Here is a 16556-nt window from a genome sequence, read left to right on the forward strand (position 1 = left end):
TACAATCACGCTCGTCGGCTCAAGACCCTGCGGGGCCTGACACCCACCGAGTTCATCCTGAACGCCTGGACGAAAGAGCCCAATCGCTTCAGGATCGACCCGTCACACCTCATCCCGGGACCATACACCTAGCCCTGCGGCGCGGGCATGGGCGACGATGCTGCGACGGGCGGCTTCATCGGGATCGCTGGGCTGCCAGACGAGCGCGGGCAGCGCACGGGCAAAATGGACGGCGTGCTCGCCGGACCCACTCGCGATCTCGACGACGATGCCGCTGGGCGGGAGAACGCGCTTGAGGACTTCGGCGATAGGGGCAGCGTTGCGGGCCACGGCCGGCGAGAACAGGGCGTTGGGCATGGAGCTCTTCTAAGGGCAGCCGATGCCAACCGCATGCCCTTTCGTGGCGGCAGGCCTGCTCCGAGGCAACGACGCGGCTTCAATTCATGGCGCGCAGCTGCGGCGAGGGCGGATCGCGGTCGGGGTGAGATGCTGATGGCTCCTCAAACGGAGTTTCGTCATACCTTCGACCAGTGACACCATCCGTCGACCTTGGGACCTCGGCCGCCTCGTCGGCCCCAAGCCGCCGTTTAAGCCCAAGCACATCTGGGCGATCCGCACCCGCCTGCAGCACGAGGGCCGCATTCGCGATCTCGCCCTGTTCAACACCGCCATCGACAGCAAACTCCGCGGCTGCGACCTCGTCCGCCTGCGTGTGGCCGACGTCCACCTCGGCGACGGCATCCGCCTGCGTACCACCATCGTGCAGCAGAAGACTGCCCGGCCTGTACCCTTCGAACTGACCGAGACGACCCGCGAGGCGCTTGCGGCTTGGCTGAAGCTGCGTGGTCTACGTGCCGGGGACTGGCTGTTCCTGAGCCGAAGCCGGCCGGGCGAGCATCTCACGACGCGCCAGTATGGCCGGCTCGTCGATGAGTGGGTGGCGCTGATTGGGCTCGACCCCGCGGGCTACGGCACGCACAGCCTGCGCCGGACAAAGGTCGCGCTCATCTACCGGCGAACGGGCAACCTGCGAACCTGCCAGCTGCTTCTCGGGCACACCAAGCTGGAGAGCACAGTGCGCTATTCGGCATCGAGGCAGACGACGCGCTGGTTATGTCCGAGCAGACTGACATTTGAAGAAGATCGCAGCGGCCTACTGCAGGCCGCTGCGCCCAGTTCTCTGCCGTCCCATAAGTGAGCCAAGCAGCGGATTGGGTCTGACCGGAAATAGATCGTGCGCTTCCAAGTAAGTGCGGCTGAAGAATAAGACGCTCGCCTGGGAGGTTTTAGAACGGGAGGAGTCGCCGATAGCGCGCAATTTTCACGAGCGCAACGAGTGACGAGGCCAGGTATGTGAGGGCGGCGGCGCGCAGTACAGTGCGGGCACCGGGCATGTCGCTGGCGTCGAGGAAGCGACCTGTTTCCAGAATGGGCAGGGCCCGGCGGAAGCTTGCATCGAGTTCGACGGGTAGCCTCAGGAAGTGGAATAGGAGGCGAACGCCGAGGAGCGCGATGCCGATACCCACCTGTAAGGCGAGCAGGACAGACGAATGGACGAAGGCTAGCACCACTGGCGCAGTCATCATCACTACGGCCGCGGCGAACTCGAAGCCCCGCACGACCGGTGCGAACTTCACCCGCGCTGCGAGGAGCCGGTCCCCCGCCGCGTGCTGGAGCGCGTGGGCGACCTCGTGCGCCGCGACCGCGACTGCCGTGATCGAGCGGCCATCATAGTTTTCCGGCGATAGCCGCACGATGTTCGCGACCGGATCGTAGTGGTCGGCTGGCGCGATCTCGACGGGGACGTGCTCCAGCTGTGCCAGGTTAAGCAGATGGCGGGCGAGTTTGCCGCCAGTCCCGGGCAAGTCCGGCCGCTCCGTGGCGTGTTGCTGCATCGCCCGGCGCACCCACCAATGGGGGCCGAACACGAAACCGAACAGGAGGGCGGCGCCAAGCGCTATGAGGACGGGCACGAGCGATATGTAGGCATGCGGCCGTAGCTGTGGAAGCGCGACGCCTTATACGAGATGTTCACCGCCCAACAATCGCGCGACACGTGTCAAAGACCGGATTGGGTGGCAACCGGACTTTGACCGTCTGTCCAGAAGCAGACCTTCCGCATCCGACCCAACCCATTCGTCGGGATTGCCGTTAGCGCTTACCGAAAGCATCCGTCAGTCTGTCGTCTGGGAGCTTCGGCCGTCTCGCAGGCCGTCGTGCTATTAGGGCTGAATAGGCTGCAGGCCCGGCACCGCCGCGAGGAGCGAGCGAGTGTAGGCGTGATCCGGCTGCCGGAAGAGGTCGGCCGTGGGCCGCATCTCCACGATAGCGCCGCGATGCATCACGGCGATGCGGTCGCAGATCTTGGCCGCGACGCGCAGGTCGTGGGTGATGAACAGCATCGCGAGGTTCAGGCGCTGCTTGAGGTCTTCCAGCAGGTCGAGCACCTGCGCCTGAACCGAGACGTCGAGGGCCGAGACCGCCTCGTCGGCCACGAGCACGTCTGGCTCCATTGCCAGCGCCCGGGCGATGCCGATGCGCTGGCGCTGGCCGCCGGAGAAGGCATTGGGGTAGCGCTCGGCCGCGCTCGCCGACAGGCCAACGAGGTCGAGGAGCTCGCGGGCCCGGGCGCGGGCCTCCCGCCGAGGCGTACCGTGCGCGATCGGGCCGGCGGTGATGATCTGCTCGACGGTGCGGCGCGGGTTCAGGGACGCGAACGGGTCCTGAAAGATCATCTGGATGCGCCGGCGCTCGTCACGCAGCGCGCGCGGCGCCAGCGCTGTGTATTCGAGGCTGCCGAGGCGCACCGTGCCCCGGTCTGGCTCGATCAGCCGGATCGCGAGGCGCGCGGTGGTGGACTTGCCGGAGCCGGATTCGCCGACGAGGCCGAGGGTCTCCCCGCGGCGGACGTCGAAGGCCACCTCCTTGACCGCCGCGACCACACGCGGCTTGCCGAACAGGCCGGCGCGCGTGGCGTAGGTCTTGGTCAGGCCAATGGCCGAGAGGGCGAGGGGCTCGGCCTCGCGAGAGACGCGCGCCGGCGGCACCAGACTCGGCACCGCCGCGAGCAGGGCCTGGGTGTAGGGGTGCTGCGGATGCTGAAGGACGGTCTCGGCGCTGCCTTGCTCCACCAGTCGCCCGCGCTGGAGTACGGCGACATGGTCGGCGATGTTCGCCACCACGCCGAAATCGTGGGTGATGAACAGGACGCTCATGCCGCGCCGCCGCTGCAGGTCGCGGATCAGCGTGAGGATCTGGGCCTGAGTAGTGACGTCGAGCGCCGTGGTCGGCTCGTCGGCGACGAGGATCGAGGGCTCGAGGGCCAGCGCCATGGCGATCATCGCGCGCTGGCGCTGGCCGCCGGAGAGCTGGTGCGGGTAGGCGCGCACGATCTGCCCCGGATCGGGCAGGCCGACCTCGGTGGCGAGCGCGACGGCCCGAACCCTGCGCTCGGCCGGCGTCAGGAGGCCGTGCGCCTCGAACATCTCGGCGATCTGGTCGCCGATGCGCATGACCGGGTTGAGGGCCGTCATCGGCTCCTGGAACACCATGGCGATGCGGCGACCGCGAAGGCTGCGCCAGCCGCGCTCGTCCAGGGTGAGCAGGTCTCGCCCCTCGAACAGGATCTCCCCGCCGACCGGCTTCAGCGCGCGGGGCAGGAGGCCGGTGAGCGCGTAGGCGCTCATCGACTTGCCCGAGCCCGACTCGCCGACGACGCAGAGGATCTTGCCCGGCATCAGGTCGAGGGAGAGGTCCTCGACCGCGTGGGGACGGTCCGAGCCCTTCGGCAGCGCCAGGGTGAGATTCCGGATACGGACGACGGGCTCGCTCATGCTCAGGCTCCCTTGAGGGCTTCGCGCCGGGCGAGCACCGCCGGCCCGGTCGCGGCGAGGTCCCAGTAAAGGCCCGCCATCAGCATCAGGGCCTCTCGCGAGGGCGGCCCGAGCAGGTGCTCGTCGGGGCCGTGCTGGAGGCAGGCCGGGTAGGAATGCGGCACCCACAGGGTCGGCAGGCCGAGGATCTTTGAAAAGGCGTCGTTGGGCAGCGAGCCGCCGAGGTTCGGCAGCAGGGCCGGCCGCTTGCCCGTGCTCTCGGCGATCGAGGCCAGCGCCCAGTCGACCCACGGGTCCTCGACGGGGAGCCGGGTGGCGCGGAACACCTCCGTGCGCGCGGCACGGACCTCGACCATCGGGTAGCCGTGGGCGTCGAGATGGGCGCGCAGGGCCGGCAGGATGCCTTCCCAGTCGGTGCCGACGACGAAGCGCAGCTGCAGCGTCGCCTTGGCGGTGGGCGGCACGGCGTTGAGCGGTCCGTCCGGGTCGCCGGTCTTAAAAGCCAGCACCTCGAGGGTGTTCCAGCCGAACACGCGCTCGGCCGCGGTCAGTCCCGGCTCGCCCCAATCAGCGTCGATCTTCGGCGCGGTCGGATCGGTGCCCACAGTGATGTCGGCCAACGCCGCCCGCACGTTGTCGGGGAGCGCCGGTGGCCGCAGGGCGTCGAGAAGGATCTTGCCGCGTCCGTCGACGAGGGTCGCGATGGCGTTGGCCAGCACCGTGCCGGGGTTGCGCAGCAGGCCGCCCCAGTTACCGGAATGGTGGCTGCCCTCACGCAGGTCCAGCACCATCTCGAAGGTGTAACCGCCGCGCGAGCCCAGGAAGACCGTCGGCCGCTCGGCGCTGACGCGGGGCCCGTCCGAGGCGATAAGCACGTCGGCCTTGAGCGCCGCGGCCTCGGCGCGGCAGAGGTCGCGCAGGCCCGGCGAGCCGGCTTCCTCGCCCATCTCGATCAGCAGCTTGGTGTTGAAGCCGAGGCGCCCGTCGCGCGCCGCCATCACCGCCGCCAGCGCGCCGAGGTTGAGGAGGTGCTGGCCCTTGTTGTCGGCGGTGCCGCGGCCGTACCAGCGCTCGCCCTCGATGGTCACGGTCCAGGGGTCGAGGCCGTCGCGCCACTGCTCGGGATAGCCCCGCACGGTGTCGCCGTGGCCGTAGATCAGCACCGTGGGCAGCGCGTCGCCCTCGTGGCGCTCGGCGATGAGGAACGGGCCGTGGACGCCGTCCGGGTTGTCGAGGATGCGGCTGGTGAAGCCGAGCGGCGCGATCCGCGGCACCAGGAAGTCGGTGAGGTAAGCCTTCAGCTTCGGCAGCTGCCCCGAGGTCTGGCTCTCGGTCGGGCGGGCGACGGCGTCCTGCAGCACGCTGAGGAAGCCGCCCTCGTCGTAGTGGCGCGCGGCGCGCGCGATCGCGTCGTGTCGGGACATGGGCTCACTCGATCTCGGTGCGGTGGGGTTTTTTGCGGGGCAAGGGGGGCTCAGCGCCGCCCCTCGGGGGCGGTGACGTCGCGGATGCCGTCGCCGAGCAGGTTGATCGCCAGGACGAGGATCAGGAGCGCGACGCCCGGGATGGTGATCACCCAGGGCTGGAAGAACATGTACGGCTTGCCCTCGGCGATCATCAGGCCCCAGGACGGCAGCGGCGGCTGCACGCCGAGGCCGAGGAAGGACAGGGCGGCCTCGAGCAGGATGGCGTGCGCCATCTCCAGGGTCGCCACCACGATGAGCGCGTTGAGGATGTTCGGCAGCACCTCCTGGAACAGGATGCGGGCCGGGGAGAAGCCCGTTGCGCGGGCCGCGGCGATGAAATCCTGGTCGCGGATCTGCCGGGTCGCCGCGCGGGTGACCACGGCGAAACGGTCCCAGAGCAGGAAGCCGAGCACCACCACCACCACCTTCAGCGAGCCGCCGACGAGGGAGGCCATGGCGAGCGCGACCAGCACCACCGGCATGGCCAGCCGCGTGGTCACGACGTAGCTCACCACCGCGTCGACCCGGCCGCCGAAATAGCCGGCGCAGATGCCGAGCGTCGTGCCGATCACGCCCGAGATGGCGGCCGCCGCGATCCCGATCAGCAGGGAGATCTGGCTGCCGTAGATCAGGCGGCTGAGGTAGTCGCGCCCGAGCTTGTCGGTGCCGAGCACGTGGTCCCACGTGCCCTTCGTCTGCCAGATCGGCGGGATCAGGCGCCGCGAGACGTCCTGGGCGTAGGGATCGTGGGGCGCGATCAGCGGGGCGGCGAGCGCGCAGAGCAGGATGGTCCCGAGGATGCCGGCACCGATCACAAAGCCGCCGTGGCGGAGACCGCGCCGAAGCGCCAGGGCGGTGGGCGAGCGGGCGGCGGGCAGCGCCGCCGGCCTATCGGCCGGGAGGGCCGCCGGCGTCTCGGGCAAGCCGGCGCTGAGCGGGGAAGCGGATGGCTGGAGGGTCATTGGCGCAGCCGGGGATCGAGGAAGGCGTTCAGGAGGTCGGCGGCCAGCGTCAGAGCGATGTAGATCATCGCTAAAACCAGCACGATCGCCTGCACCACCGGGAAGTCGTTGCGGGTGATGGATTCCCAGGCGAGCTGGCCGAGCCCCTGGAGCGAGAACACCGCCTCGATCACGATCGAGCCGCCGAGCATGAAGCCGAACTGGACGGCGGCGAGCGCGATCACCGGAATCACGGCGTTGCGCAACGCATGCCGGATCAGGATCTTTCGCGGCGGCAAACCTTTGGCGCGGGCGGTCCTGACATAGTCCGAGGCCAGCACTTCGAGCATGCCGTTGCGGGTCAGCCGCATCACCGCCGGCATGGCGTAGTAACCGAGCGCGATCGCCGGCAGCACGAAGTGCTTCCAGGTCGTGTTGCCGGAGACCGGCAGCCAGCGCAGGTTCACCGAAAAGATCATGATCAGGTTCAGGCCGAACCAGAAGCTCGGCATGGCCTGGCCCAGCACCGAGACCGAGAGGGCGGCCCGGTCGATCCAGGTGTCGCGCCGGACCGCGGCGAGCACCCCGAGGGGGATGGCCACGAAGAGCGCCACGGCCAGGGCCACCACGCCGAGGAACAGGGTGATCGGCAGGCGGGCAGCGAGCAGGTCGATCACGCTCTCGCGGAAGTAGAACGAGTTGCCGAAATCGAGCCGGATCGCCCGGCCCGCCCAGGCGGCGAACTGAGCCAGAAGGGGCTGGTCGAGCCCGTACTGGACCCGGATCGCCTCGACCTGGACGGAGGTCGCCTCCGGCCCCGCGATCGCGGTGGCCAGGTCCCCGGACAGGTGCAGCAGCATGAAGCTCGCCACCGACACCGTCACGGCGACCGCCAGGGCCACCAGACTTCGTTGGATCATGAATCGCAGCATGGTCCGGCTCCCTCGGTCGGTCGGCGGTCGGTCGGCTTCAGGCGCCGGCCGTCACTTCCATTGCGCCGCGTAGAAGCGCGGCAGCTCGTCGGGCTGCGCCGTGAAGGTCAGGTCCGACGTGAAGGCGTAGTTCGTCGAGTACGAGAACAGCGGCAGGGCGTAGGCCTGGCCGGCGATGCGCTTGAGCGCTTCGGCGTACTTGACCTTCCGCACCGCAGGGTCGGTCGCCCCGTCCCCGGCTTGGAGAGCCGCGATAGTCTCGGGGTCCTTGGTCAGATCCTCGTCGCCGCCGCGGAAGTAGACGCCCGTGAAGGCCGAGACGTCGAGGACCGAGAACGACCCCCAGGTCTGGAAGGCGATCGAGACCTTGCCGCCGCGGATGAGGTCGCGGAGCGCCGCGTAGCGCAGGTAGTTCAGCCGGGCGGTGATGCCGACGGCGCGCAGGTAGCCGATCACGGCCTCGGCGTAGTCGCGCTCGCGGTAGGCGCCGAGATCGATCTCGAAGCCGTTCGGGTAGCCCGCCTCCTTGAGGAGCGCCTTGGCCTTGGCCGGATCGTAGCTGTAACGCGGCACGCCCTCGTCGGTGCAGCCGAACTGGTCGATGAAGCAGGCCGCGTTCATCACCCGGCTCCCGCCGCGCACGAGGTTGTCCACCATGGCCTTGCGGTCGACGGCGTACGAGATCGCCTGCCGGACGCGGGGATCCTTCAGGGGCGAGTTCTCCTTGGCCCGGCCGAGGGTGTCGAACTGCAGAAAGCCGACCCGCATGGTTTCGGCGCTGAGGACCGAGACGTTGGGGGCGCCCTTCAGCTGGTCGGCCTGATCGCTCGGCACGCGCCAGATCCAGTCGATGCCGCCGGTGACGAGCTCGGCCATGCGGCTGTCGGCGTCGGGGATGACGCGGAACTCGAGCTTGCCGATCTTGGCCGCGCCGATCGGGCTGCCGGGCCAATACTTGGCGAAGCGCTCCATCTTGACGCCGCGCCCGTTCTCGACCGCGGTGATGCGGTAGGGGCCGGTGCCGACCGGCGCCTTGGCGAAGCCGTCGAGGCCTACGCGTCTGAAATAGGCCGCCGGGAAGATCGGGGTCGGGCCGGCGAGGTATTCGAGCGCCGCCGGGAAGGCCGCCTTCAAATGGATGCGGACCGTGTGGGCGTCGACGACCTCCGTCGACTTCATCCAGTCGACGTTCTGCTTCGTCACCGTGCGGGCTTCCGGCGTCAGCACGTAGTTGAAGGTGAAGGCCACGTCTTCCGGGCCGAAGGCGTCGCCGTTGTGGAAGGTCACGCCCTCACGCAGGGTCAGTTCCAGGGTGACGGGATCGACCCACCGCCAAGAGGTGGCCAGCATCGGCTGGTAGGTGCCGGTCTTCGGGTCGCGGTAGATCAGAGTGTCCCAGACGTTGCGGGCCAGGATGACGCCCTCGCGGGCGCTGTTGTGGTAGGGGCTGACGTTTTCCGGCTCGGTGTCGGAGGCGTAGACCAGGGTGTCGTTCGCCTTGCCGGCGAGGGCCGGGACACTGGCGGCCAGCATCAGCAGGGTGAGCGCGGCGCGTGCCGTGGAGCCGTGTCTCGCCATGATCCCGCTCGCCATGATGTCGGTCCTTTTCGCCCGTCCGCGCGGTCGGCCTCGTGCCGGCCGCCTCGGCCTGCCGCTTTTTTCGTCGTGCCATGGTGTTGTGCAATTGGCATCGCAACAAGTAGAATTTCGCGATTGCTGCGGTGCCGTTTCGGCAATCGACAGGTTTCCATGAACGTTTCGGGCCTCCGCTACGTCTTGGCCGTCGCCAGAACCGGGTCGATCGCCGCGGCGTCGACGCACTTGAACATCGCGGCGTCGGCGATCAGCCGGCAGATCTCCAACCTCGAGAGCGAACTCGGCTGCGTCCTCTTCGAGCGGCGCCCGCGCGGCATGGTGCTGAGCCCGGCCGGGGAGCTGCTGGCGGAACACGCGCGCCAGACCCTCCTGCGCGCCGAGCAGGTCGCGGCTGACATCCAGGAATTGCAGGGCCTCGCGCGCGGCTTCATCCGCGTCGCCACCTCGGAGGGCTTCGCCCTCGATCTGCTGCCCAACGCGATCGCGGAGTTCCACGCCGCCCATCCGGGCATCCGCTTCGAGGTGCAGATGTTGCCCCCCGCCCAGGTCACGCACGTCGTGGCGGCGGGCGACGCCGACATCGGCATCACCTTCGCGCTCGCCCCCTCGAGCCTGATCGCGGTCGCCTACGACAACGCCGTCGAGATGGTGGCGCTCAGTGCCCCCGATCATCCCCTGGCGCGCCGACCCGCGATCCGGCTCGCGGACCTGAAGGCCTACCCGATCGCGGTGCCGACCCTCGACACCACCGCTCGCCGGGTCTTCGACGCGGCCTGCCTCGCGGAGGGCATCACCATCGAGCCGACGCTCACGGCCAACATCCTTTCCGCCCTGCTGCCCTTCGTCCGGCGGACGAAGGGGCTCGCGCTGATGTCGGCCCTCACGGTGCAGACGCCGGTGCGCCTCGGCGAGCTCGTCTGCATCCCGGTGCATGCGCGGATGAGCCTGATGCGGGGCATCCAGGTCCAGGTGATGCGCGACCGCAAGCTGCCGCACGCCGTCCAGGCCTTCCTGCGCCGGCTCGTCGCCGCGCTGCCGCCGACGGAGCCCGGCGGCGTCTGACATCGGTCGGCCGGTCCGGCGCAAGTCGGCTCAGCCGTTTCGGAAGGTGTAGCTGTAGCCGTTGAGCGCCGGGGCGCCGCCCAGATGGGCGTAGAGCACCTTCGCGCCCTTGGGGAAGAAGCCCTTCCGCACGAGGTCGATCATCCCCTGCATCGACTTCCCCTCGTAGACGGGGTCGGTGATCATGCCCTCCAGCCGGGCCGAGAGGCGGATCGCGTCCACCGTCTCCTTCGAGGGCACGCCGTAGACCGGGTAGGCGTAGTCCTCGTTGAGCACGATGTCGTCCTCGGCGATCGCCCGCGCGCCGACGAGGGCGGCGGTGTTTTTTGCGATCTCCAGCACTTGAGCCTTGGTCTGGGCGGGCGTGCAGGAGGCGTCGATGCCGATGACGTTGCGGGCGCGCCCGTCGGCGGCAAAGCCCACCACCATGCCGGCATGGGTCGAGCCGGTGACGGTGCAGACCACGATGTAGTCGAAACGCAGGCCCATCTCGGCCTCCTGGGCGCGGACCTCCTCGGCGAAGCCGACGTAGCCGAGCCCGCCGAACTTGTGCACCGAGGCGCCGGCGGGGATCGCGTAGGGCTTGCCGCCCTTGGCCTTCACGTCCTCCAGGGCCCTGGTCCAGCTCTCGCGGATGCCGATGTCGAAGCCGTCGTCGACGAGCTGCGTCTCGGCGCCCATGATGCGGGACAGCATGATGTTGCCGACCCGGTCGTAGACGGCATCCTCGTGCGGGACCCAGGCCTCCTGGATCAGCCGGCACTTCATGCCGATCTTGGCGGCGACCGCCGCGACCATGCGGGTGTGGTTCGACTGCACACCGCCGATCGAGACCAGGGTGTCGGCCCCGCTCGCGATGGCGTCGGGCACGATGTACTCGAGCTTGCGCAGCTTGTTGCCGCCGTAGGCGAGGCCCGAATTGCAATCCTCGCGCTTGGCGTAGATCAGCACGTCGCCGCCGAGATGGGCCGTCAGCCGCGGCAGGTGCTCGATCGGGCTCGGGCCGAAGGTCAGGGGATAACGCTCGAACTTCGACAGCATGGGCGACGTCCTTTGTTGGTCAGCCCGAGAAAGCTAGCAAAGTCGGTGCGGAAGGTGCTCTCGAAATGCGCCGTCGTTTCCTGCTGCGATGAGACGACCGGCGGTCTTAGCCGAAAGATCGTTGCGCCATCACCCATTGGAATGGAAGGATCGTTCATAAGCGCTCGGCGAGGGCGAACGAGCCGGGAGCTTCGCCGACGGCTTTATGATGGGCGGCCGCATGTGCGATGCCGTCCGGGCCCGGTGGACGAGGCCAGCCGCACGGCCGCCGATTCGTCCCCGGCCGGCTCGGCGCGACGCCCCGGCGATCCGAGCCGATTTCCGTCACAGGACACCGCCCGTATGAGCGCCGCCTGCACGCCCCCGCTCGACCTCCCCGACGCCGTGCGGGATGCCAAACCCACGGTCTGGCGCAACCCGCGCCTGGGCCGAGCCGCCGAGATCCTGCCGGGCCTGACCTTCGGCCTCGCGGAGGTCGCGGCCGCCGAGGCGCGCTGGGGCCGCTTCGATCCGCTCCTCGCCAGGCTGTTTCCCGAACTGGCGACCGGCCGGATCGATTCGGCTCTCCTGCCGCTCTCCGCCGACTTGGCCGCCCTGGTGTCGGGACGCCCGGGGGCCTCGGCTTGGGTGAAGGCCGACCACGACCTCCCGATCACCGGCTGCATCAAGGCGCGGGGCGGCGTCTACGAGGTGCTGGTCGAGGCCGAGCGGCTCGGCCTCGCGGCGGGCTGGCTGTCGGGCGCGCCCTCCTATGCCCGCCTCGCCGACCCGGATGTCCGGGCGGCCTTCGGCGCCCACACGATCGCGGTGGGAAGCACCGGCAACCTCGGGTTCAGCGTCGGGGTGATCGCCCGCGCCCTCGGCTTCCAGGTCGAGGTGCACATGTCCCACGACGCCAAGGCGTGGAAGAAGCGCCGCCTGCGCGACCTCGGCGCCCGGGTGGTGGAGCATGCCGGCGATTACGGCAGCGCCGTCGCCACCGCGCGGGTCGCCTTCGAGGGCCGCGCCGACGCGCACTTCGTCGACGACGAGAGCTCGGTGGACCTGTTCCTCGGCTACGCAGCGGCGGCCTTCGACCTGCAACGCCAGCTCGAGGCGGCGGGCGTGAGCGTGGACGCGGCCCATCCCCTGTGCGTCTACCTCCCCTGCGGCGTCGGCGGCGCCCCGGGCGGCGTCACCCTCGGCCTGAAGCTGCTCTACGGCGACGCCGTGCGCTGCGTCTTCGTCGAGCCCGTCGCCGCGCCCTGCATGCTCGTGCAACTCGCCGCAGGCTCGGCGCGGTCGGTGAGCGTCTACGAGATCGGCCTCGACAACCGGACCGCGGCGGACGGCCTGGCCGTGGCCGCCGCCTCGATGCTGGTGGCCGGCACCGTCGGCGCCCTCGTCGAGGCCGTGGTGACGGTGAGCGACGCCGACCTGTTCGCCTGGCTGCGCGATCTCTGGGACCGGGCGGGCTTGCGCCTCGAGCCGTCGGCGGCGGCGGCCTTCGCGGCGGTGGGGCCGGCCTGCGGCGTCCTGCCGGACGTCGCCCACGCGACGCACGTCGTCTGGACCACCGGCGGGGCGCTGCTGCCGGAGGCGGAGTTCCAGGCCGCCCTCGCGCAAGCGGCTTGAAATCAAGCAGCGGAGGCTGAGTGCTCAATCCAATGAAGGCCTGTCGTTCAATAGGCCGCGGCGCCGGCGCCATACGGCAGACGTCATAACGTGCCGGGGCCGCCGTTCGTCCGGTTTTTTGGGAATTCGCCGACAGCTGTCCGACCGCTTTCCACCCGACGCGGTCGTAAAGCGGACAGACGGGTTCCGACCCATCCCGGTCGTAAAAGCCGGTCATGGCGACACCGCGGAAGCGGACAGCCGCCTCGTTGCCCGTCCGACGAAACGTCGGTCCAAGATGTACCTATTCAGAAGCAGCTCTTTCATCGCGGGAGAGCCGAAGGCGTAGCGTGGTCTTGAGCGCGCCGCGGAGGCATGACCGCAGCCTACAGCCGGATTCCGCGGACTGAACCCACAAAGTTGCCCCAAGCCGCCGCTAGCGTGGTACCTCGGCGCGATCGCGGCACATGCGCAACCCTGAAGCGAACGTTCGGTGCGCATCCTCGTTCTCGAAGACGACCCCGTGCTTTCGGACGGCCTGGTCTCAGGGTTGTCGTTGCATGGCATGACCGCGGACTGCGTTGCCACATGCGGGGACGCGATGTCGATCTTCGATGCGACGCATTACAGCGCGGCGATCTTGGATTTGATGCTGCCCGACGGCTCCGGACTGGACGTGCTAAGCCACATCCGCGCGCGGGACGACGCCACACCGGTCATGGTCCTCACCGCGATCGACGCCGTCGCCGACCGGATCGCCGGGCTCGACCGCGGCGCGGACGACTACATGGGCAAGCCGTTCGACCTGGGCGAGCTCGCAGCCCGGCTTCGTGTCATGATCCGGCGGGCGGCAGGACGCGCCTCTGCAACCTTCGCGTGGTGCGACCTCACGATCGACTTGAGCAGCCGGTTGGTCGCGCGGGCGGGCGTCGCGCTTAACCTTTCGCGCCGGGAGTTCGCCTTGCTGGAGGCGCTGATCGAGCGGCCCGGCCGTGTGTTGTCCCGAAGCCAGCTGGAAGCCCGCCTCTACGGCTGGAACGAGGAGATCGGCAGCAACGCGCTTGAAGTTCATGTCCACAATCTGCGCGCCAAGATCGGACGGGACGCGGTCGAGACCGTGCGCGGCCTCGGCTACCGCATCCGGGAGGAGCGTGCGTGAACTCCCTGCGCATGCGCCTGTTCGTTACCTTGGTCACGGCAACCGGGCTGGTCTGGCTCGCCGCCATCGCCTGGACCTATGTCGACAGCCGCGCCCAGTTCGAGAGCATCCTCGACCGCCGCCTCATGGAGGCGGCCCGCATGGTCGACAGCTTGTTCACGCCGGCGCGGGCGGGGGCCGCACGGCAGGTGGCCGGAAACGGCGACGCCCTTGCGCGGGTGGTGCGTTACGACCGTCATCTCAGCTGCCAGATCTGGTCCCTGGACGGGCGCCTGATCGACGCCTCGGACGGGTCGCCAGATCCGGTCTTGTCGGACCAGCACGAAGGGTTCTCGAACCGCGTGGTCGAGGGTCAAGCTTGGCGTGTCTACGCCCTGTCCGACCCGGCCAAGGGCTTCCGCATCCTCGTGGGCGACAATCTCGGGCAGCGGCGGCAACTGGAGCACGGCTTGGTCGAAAGCCTGCTGCTCACCGCCGGTTGCGTTCTGCCGATCCTGGCGCCGCTCATCTGGCTCAGCGTCGGCCGGGGCCTGCGGCCGTTGAACCGCGCGACCCGCGACCTCGCCGCCCGGGATGCCGACAACCTGGAGCGGGTCGAGACCGGCCGAATGCCGTCGGAGATCCGGCCGCTGGTCGATGCGCTGAACCGGCTGTTCGGTAAGGTCGCGGCTGCGCGCGAACACGAGCGCGCCTTCCTGGCCTATGCGGCGCACGAGTTGCGGACGCCGCTGGCCGGCCTGAAGACGCAGGTTCAAGTGGCCATGCAGGCGCCCGGCGCCGCCATGCGGGATGCCGCCCTCGCCCAGACCCTGCGCGCGGTCGATCAATCGGCACGCCTCGTCGAGCAACTTCTGACGGTTTCACGCCTCGACAGCGGCGGGCGCCCAGCCACCATCGCCTGGATCCCCGTGGAGGAGCGCCTGCGCGATCTGCTTGCAGGGATGGGCGGCGTGCCGACGTCGGAGCGCGTCGCCTTCGCGCCCGCCCTCATCGAGCTCGAGATCCAAATGGACGAGGACCTGTTCGACCTCGCCATGCGCAACCTGATGGAGAACGCCCTGTCGATGACCCCGCCGGAGGGGGCGATCACCTGGGATGCCGCGCTCGGCGCGGATGGAAGCGCCACCCTGTCGATCACCGACGAGGGACCCGGCATTGCCGAGTCGGAGCGCGCCCTGGTGATCCAGCGCTTCGTGCGCGGCAGCCGGCGGGCGAAGCTCGGCAGCGGCCTCGGCCTCTCGATTGTCACCATGGCGCTGATGCAATCCGGCGCCCGCCTGCACCTCGACGGACGGGACGGCGGCCCCGGCCTGAAGGCGAGCGCGATCTTCGGCCCCGGGCTCGCCAGGCGTGCCCCGCCCGCTACGGCTCGCCTTTGACCCGGGCGAGGTAGTCGACGATCACCCGCGCATCCTCCGGCGTGATCGGAGCCTTGTAGGCGGTGATCATCTTGTCGACGACCGCATGCCACTCCTCCCGCGAGAGGGCGGGCTGGTTCAGGGTGTGGTCGGCGGAGTGACAAGCCGTGCAGTTCGACGCGATGACGTCGGAGCCCGGCCCGGCGGGGAAACCAACATCGTCGCCGAAGGGCAAGTCGATTTCGGGCGTCGGGCGAAGCTCCAGCGGCGCGGCGGCGAAGGCCGGCACCGGGCCGGCAAGAAAGCCGGCAATGAGCGCGGCCAGCAGGGTGGTGCGGAGGGATCGGGACATGGTCGCGCTCACCCCTCAGGCCGCCACGAGGTCGAGGGTCTCGACTTGGTTGGACATGTACCCCCCCGGGTTCCAGACGCGCCGCATCGGCTGCATCACCCGGTCGGTGTTGATGCAGCGGGCCATCACGGTGTGCGCCCCGCGAGCGGGGAGGCTGATCGTGGCCTGCCATTGCCGGAAGCTGTAGGTGCCCTCATCCTTGCCAAGGGTCGTGGGCTGCCAGGTCCGGCCGCCATCGAGCGACAGGTCCACCGCGGCGACCCCGCGGTCGCCCCCGAAGGCGATGCCGCGCACCGGTTGCGGCACCCCGACCGGGACGATGTCGCCCGGCTTGAGGTTGGTCACGAATGCGCGGGGCAGGTTCCGGGTGATCGGGATCATGCCGAAGCCCTTCTGCCCGAGCTCGACCGTGTAGTGGGGCGTATCCGGCACCCGGTAGCTCCGGGTCGTCCAGACGCTCGGGTCGGGGTGGTCTGTCACTTCGATGTCGTCGAGCATCTTGATCCAGTAGACGGCTGACCAGCCGGGGACGATGAGCTTGAGCGGGAAGCCGTTGAGCATCGGCAGTTGTTGGCCGTTCATCGCAAAGGCCAGCATGACCTCGCCGTCGCGGGCGTGATCGATGTCCAGAGCCTTCACGAATTTCGGTGCGTCAGGCAGCTGCGGCTCATCGAGGCCGCCGAACTGCACATGGGTGGCCCCGGCCTTCACGCCGGCGCGATCAAGGACATCCTTGAGGCGCACACCGGCATAGAGAGCGTTGCTCATGGAGCCGTTCGCCCATTGGGCACCGGCGACCCGGGGCTGCGCGTAGAGACGCGAATTGCCAGCGCACTGGCTGACCGCCGCGATCTCGAAGCGCGGCAGATCGTGGATCAACTCACGCAGCGACAGCGCCTGCGACCGCTCGACGAGGCCGTGGACCTTCAGGGCGAAGCTGTCGGTGTCGATGCGAGTCGGGAAGGTGGCCCAATGCCAGCTGACGAAGTGCTGGTCGTTCGGGGTGAACACGCCGGTGTCGAAGACCTCGAACGGCGTCTCCAGCCAAGGCGGCCGGGTGCGCTGGACGATCATACGCCCCTTCTCGGGATATAACGTAGTCATGGGCCGGGTGCTCGGGCCGCCCGGGATATGAAAATCAAAGGTGTCGGCGCGAGCTCGGCCGGCGAGCAGGCCCATCCCGCCGAGGGCGGCGGCCGACAGGAGGCCGCGACGGCTCGGAG

The 16556-nt window shown here is 69.2% G+C and carries 13 protein-coding genes and 3 pseudogenes; 6 read left to right on the forward strand and 10 right to left on the reverse strand.

The window, feature by feature from the left end; all coding sequences use genetic code 11:
- Positions 1-132: pseudogene (locus FV230_RS00005) on the forward strand (IS481 family transposase); the annotation flags it as partial.
- Between the two features lie 3 nt (positions 133-135).
- Here the strand turns inward: FV230_RS00005 and FV230_RS00010 are convergent.
- A pseudogene (locus FV230_RS00010) lies at positions 136-357 on the reverse strand (DUF938 domain-containing protein); the annotation flags it as partial.
- Positions 358-517: 160 nt separating this feature from the next.
- On the opposite strand from FV230_RS00010, the pseudogene FV230_RS00015 reads away from it, so the two are divergent.
- Positions 518-1137, forward strand: a pseudogene (locus FV230_RS00015) (tyrosine-type recombinase/integrase).
- Positions 1138-1286: 149 nt separating this feature from the next.
- Here the strand turns inward: FV230_RS00015 and FV230_RS00020 are convergent.
- The 6 genes from FV230_RS00020 to FV230_RS00045 form a co-directional block, all read right to left on the reverse strand.
- Positions 1287-1973: a zinc metallopeptidase gene (locus FV230_RS00020; RefSeq protein ID WP_147840698.1), complete on the reverse strand. Its 687-nt coding sequence runs from the start codon at positions 1971-1973 to the stop codon at positions 1287-1289.
- Between the two features lie 249 nt (positions 1974-2222).
- Positions 2223-3833: an ABC transporter ATP-binding protein gene (locus tag FV230_RS00025; RefSeq protein WP_147840699.1), complete on the reverse strand. Its 1611-nt coding sequence runs from the start codon at positions 3831-3833 to the stop codon at positions 2223-2225.
- 2 nt (positions 3834-3835) lie between these two features.
- The gene (locus tag FV230_RS00030; RefSeq protein WP_147840700.1) at positions 3836-5257 is read right to left on the reverse strand and encodes a M20 family metallopeptidase; all 1422 of its coding nucleotides are present in this window, start codon (positions 5255-5257) and stop codon (positions 3836-3838) included.
- Between the two features lie 50 nt (positions 5258-5307).
- Positions 5308-6261, reverse strand: coding sequence for an ABC transporter permease (locus FV230_RS00035; RefSeq protein ID WP_147840701.1), 954 nt, complete (start codon positions 6259-6261; stop codon positions 5308-5310).
- Complete coding sequence (locus FV230_RS00040) at positions 6258-7172, reverse strand: ABC transporter permease (protein WP_147840702.1); 915 nt, start codon at positions 7170-7172, stop codon at positions 6258-6260. Before FV230_RS00040 ends, FV230_RS00035 begins: the two co-directional genes overlap by 4 nt.
- Before the next feature lie 51 nt (positions 7173-7223).
- Complete coding sequence (locus FV230_RS00045) at positions 7224-8765, reverse strand: ABC transporter substrate-binding protein (RefSeq protein ID WP_147840703.1); 1542 nt, start codon at positions 8763-8765, stop codon at positions 7224-7226.
- A 156-nt stretch (positions 8766-8921) separates the two neighbouring features.
- Here FV230_RS00045 and FV230_RS00050 point away from each other — a divergent pair, with 156 nt between their 5' ends.
- Positions 8922-9830: a LysR family transcriptional regulator gene (locus FV230_RS00050; protein WP_147840704.1), complete on the forward strand. Its 909-nt coding sequence runs from the start codon at positions 8922-8924 to the stop codon at positions 9828-9830.
- A 30-nt stretch (positions 9831-9860) separates the two neighbouring features.
- Here the strand turns inward: FV230_RS00050 and FV230_RS00055 are convergent, their stop codons facing one another.
- Positions 9861-10871 carry a 1-aminocyclopropane-1-carboxylate deaminase gene (locus tag FV230_RS00055; protein ID WP_147840705.1) on the reverse strand — a complete coding sequence of 337 codons (1011 nt, stop codon included), beginning with the start codon at positions 10869-10871 and terminating at the stop codon, positions 9861-9863.
- Positions 10872-11213: 342 nt separating this feature from the next.
- On the opposite strand from FV230_RS00055, the gene FV230_RS00060 reads away from it, so the two are divergent.
- From FV230_RS00060 to FV230_RS00070, 3 genes are all read left to right on the forward strand, one after another.
- Positions 11214-12485: a D-serine ammonia-lyase gene (locus FV230_RS00060; RefSeq protein WP_147840706.1), complete on the forward strand. Its 1272-nt coding sequence runs from the start codon at positions 11214-11216 to the stop codon at positions 12483-12485.
- Positions 12486-12957: 472 nt separating this feature from the next.
- Positions 12958-13623: a winged helix-turn-helix domain-containing protein gene (locus FV230_RS00065; protein ID WP_147840707.1), complete on the forward strand. Its 666-nt coding sequence runs from the start codon at positions 12958-12960 to the stop codon at positions 13621-13623.
- Complete coding sequence (locus FV230_RS00070; RefSeq protein ID WP_147840708.1) at positions 13620-15002, forward strand: ATP-binding protein; 1383 nt, start codon at positions 13620-13622, stop codon at positions 15000-15002. The genes FV230_RS00065 and FV230_RS00070 overlap by 4 nt, the downstream gene beginning before the upstream one ends.
- Here FV230_RS00070 and FV230_RS00075 read toward each other — a convergent pair.
- Together FV230_RS00075 and FV230_RS00080 are read right to left on the reverse strand one after the other, a co-directional pair.
- Positions 14986-15333 carry a cytochrome c gene (locus FV230_RS00075; RefSeq protein WP_147840709.1) on the reverse strand — a complete coding sequence of 116 codons (348 nt, stop codon included), beginning with the start codon at positions 15331-15333 and terminating at the stop codon, positions 14986-14988. The genes FV230_RS00070 and FV230_RS00075 overlap by 17 nt on opposite strands.
- Positions 15334-15348: 15 nt before the next feature.
- A complete protein-coding gene (locus FV230_RS00080; protein ID WP_147840710.1) occupies positions 15349-16407 on the reverse strand; it encodes a molybdopterin-dependent oxidoreductase in 1059 nt (352 codons plus the stop codon).
- Positions 16408-16556: the final 149 nt, after the last annotated feature.

It is taken from the genome of Methylobacterium sp. WL6, assembly GCF_008040095.1.
In the GTDB taxonomy this organism is placed as follows: Bacteria; Pseudomonadota; Alphaproteobacteria; order Rhizobiales; family Beijerinckiaceae; genus Methylobacterium.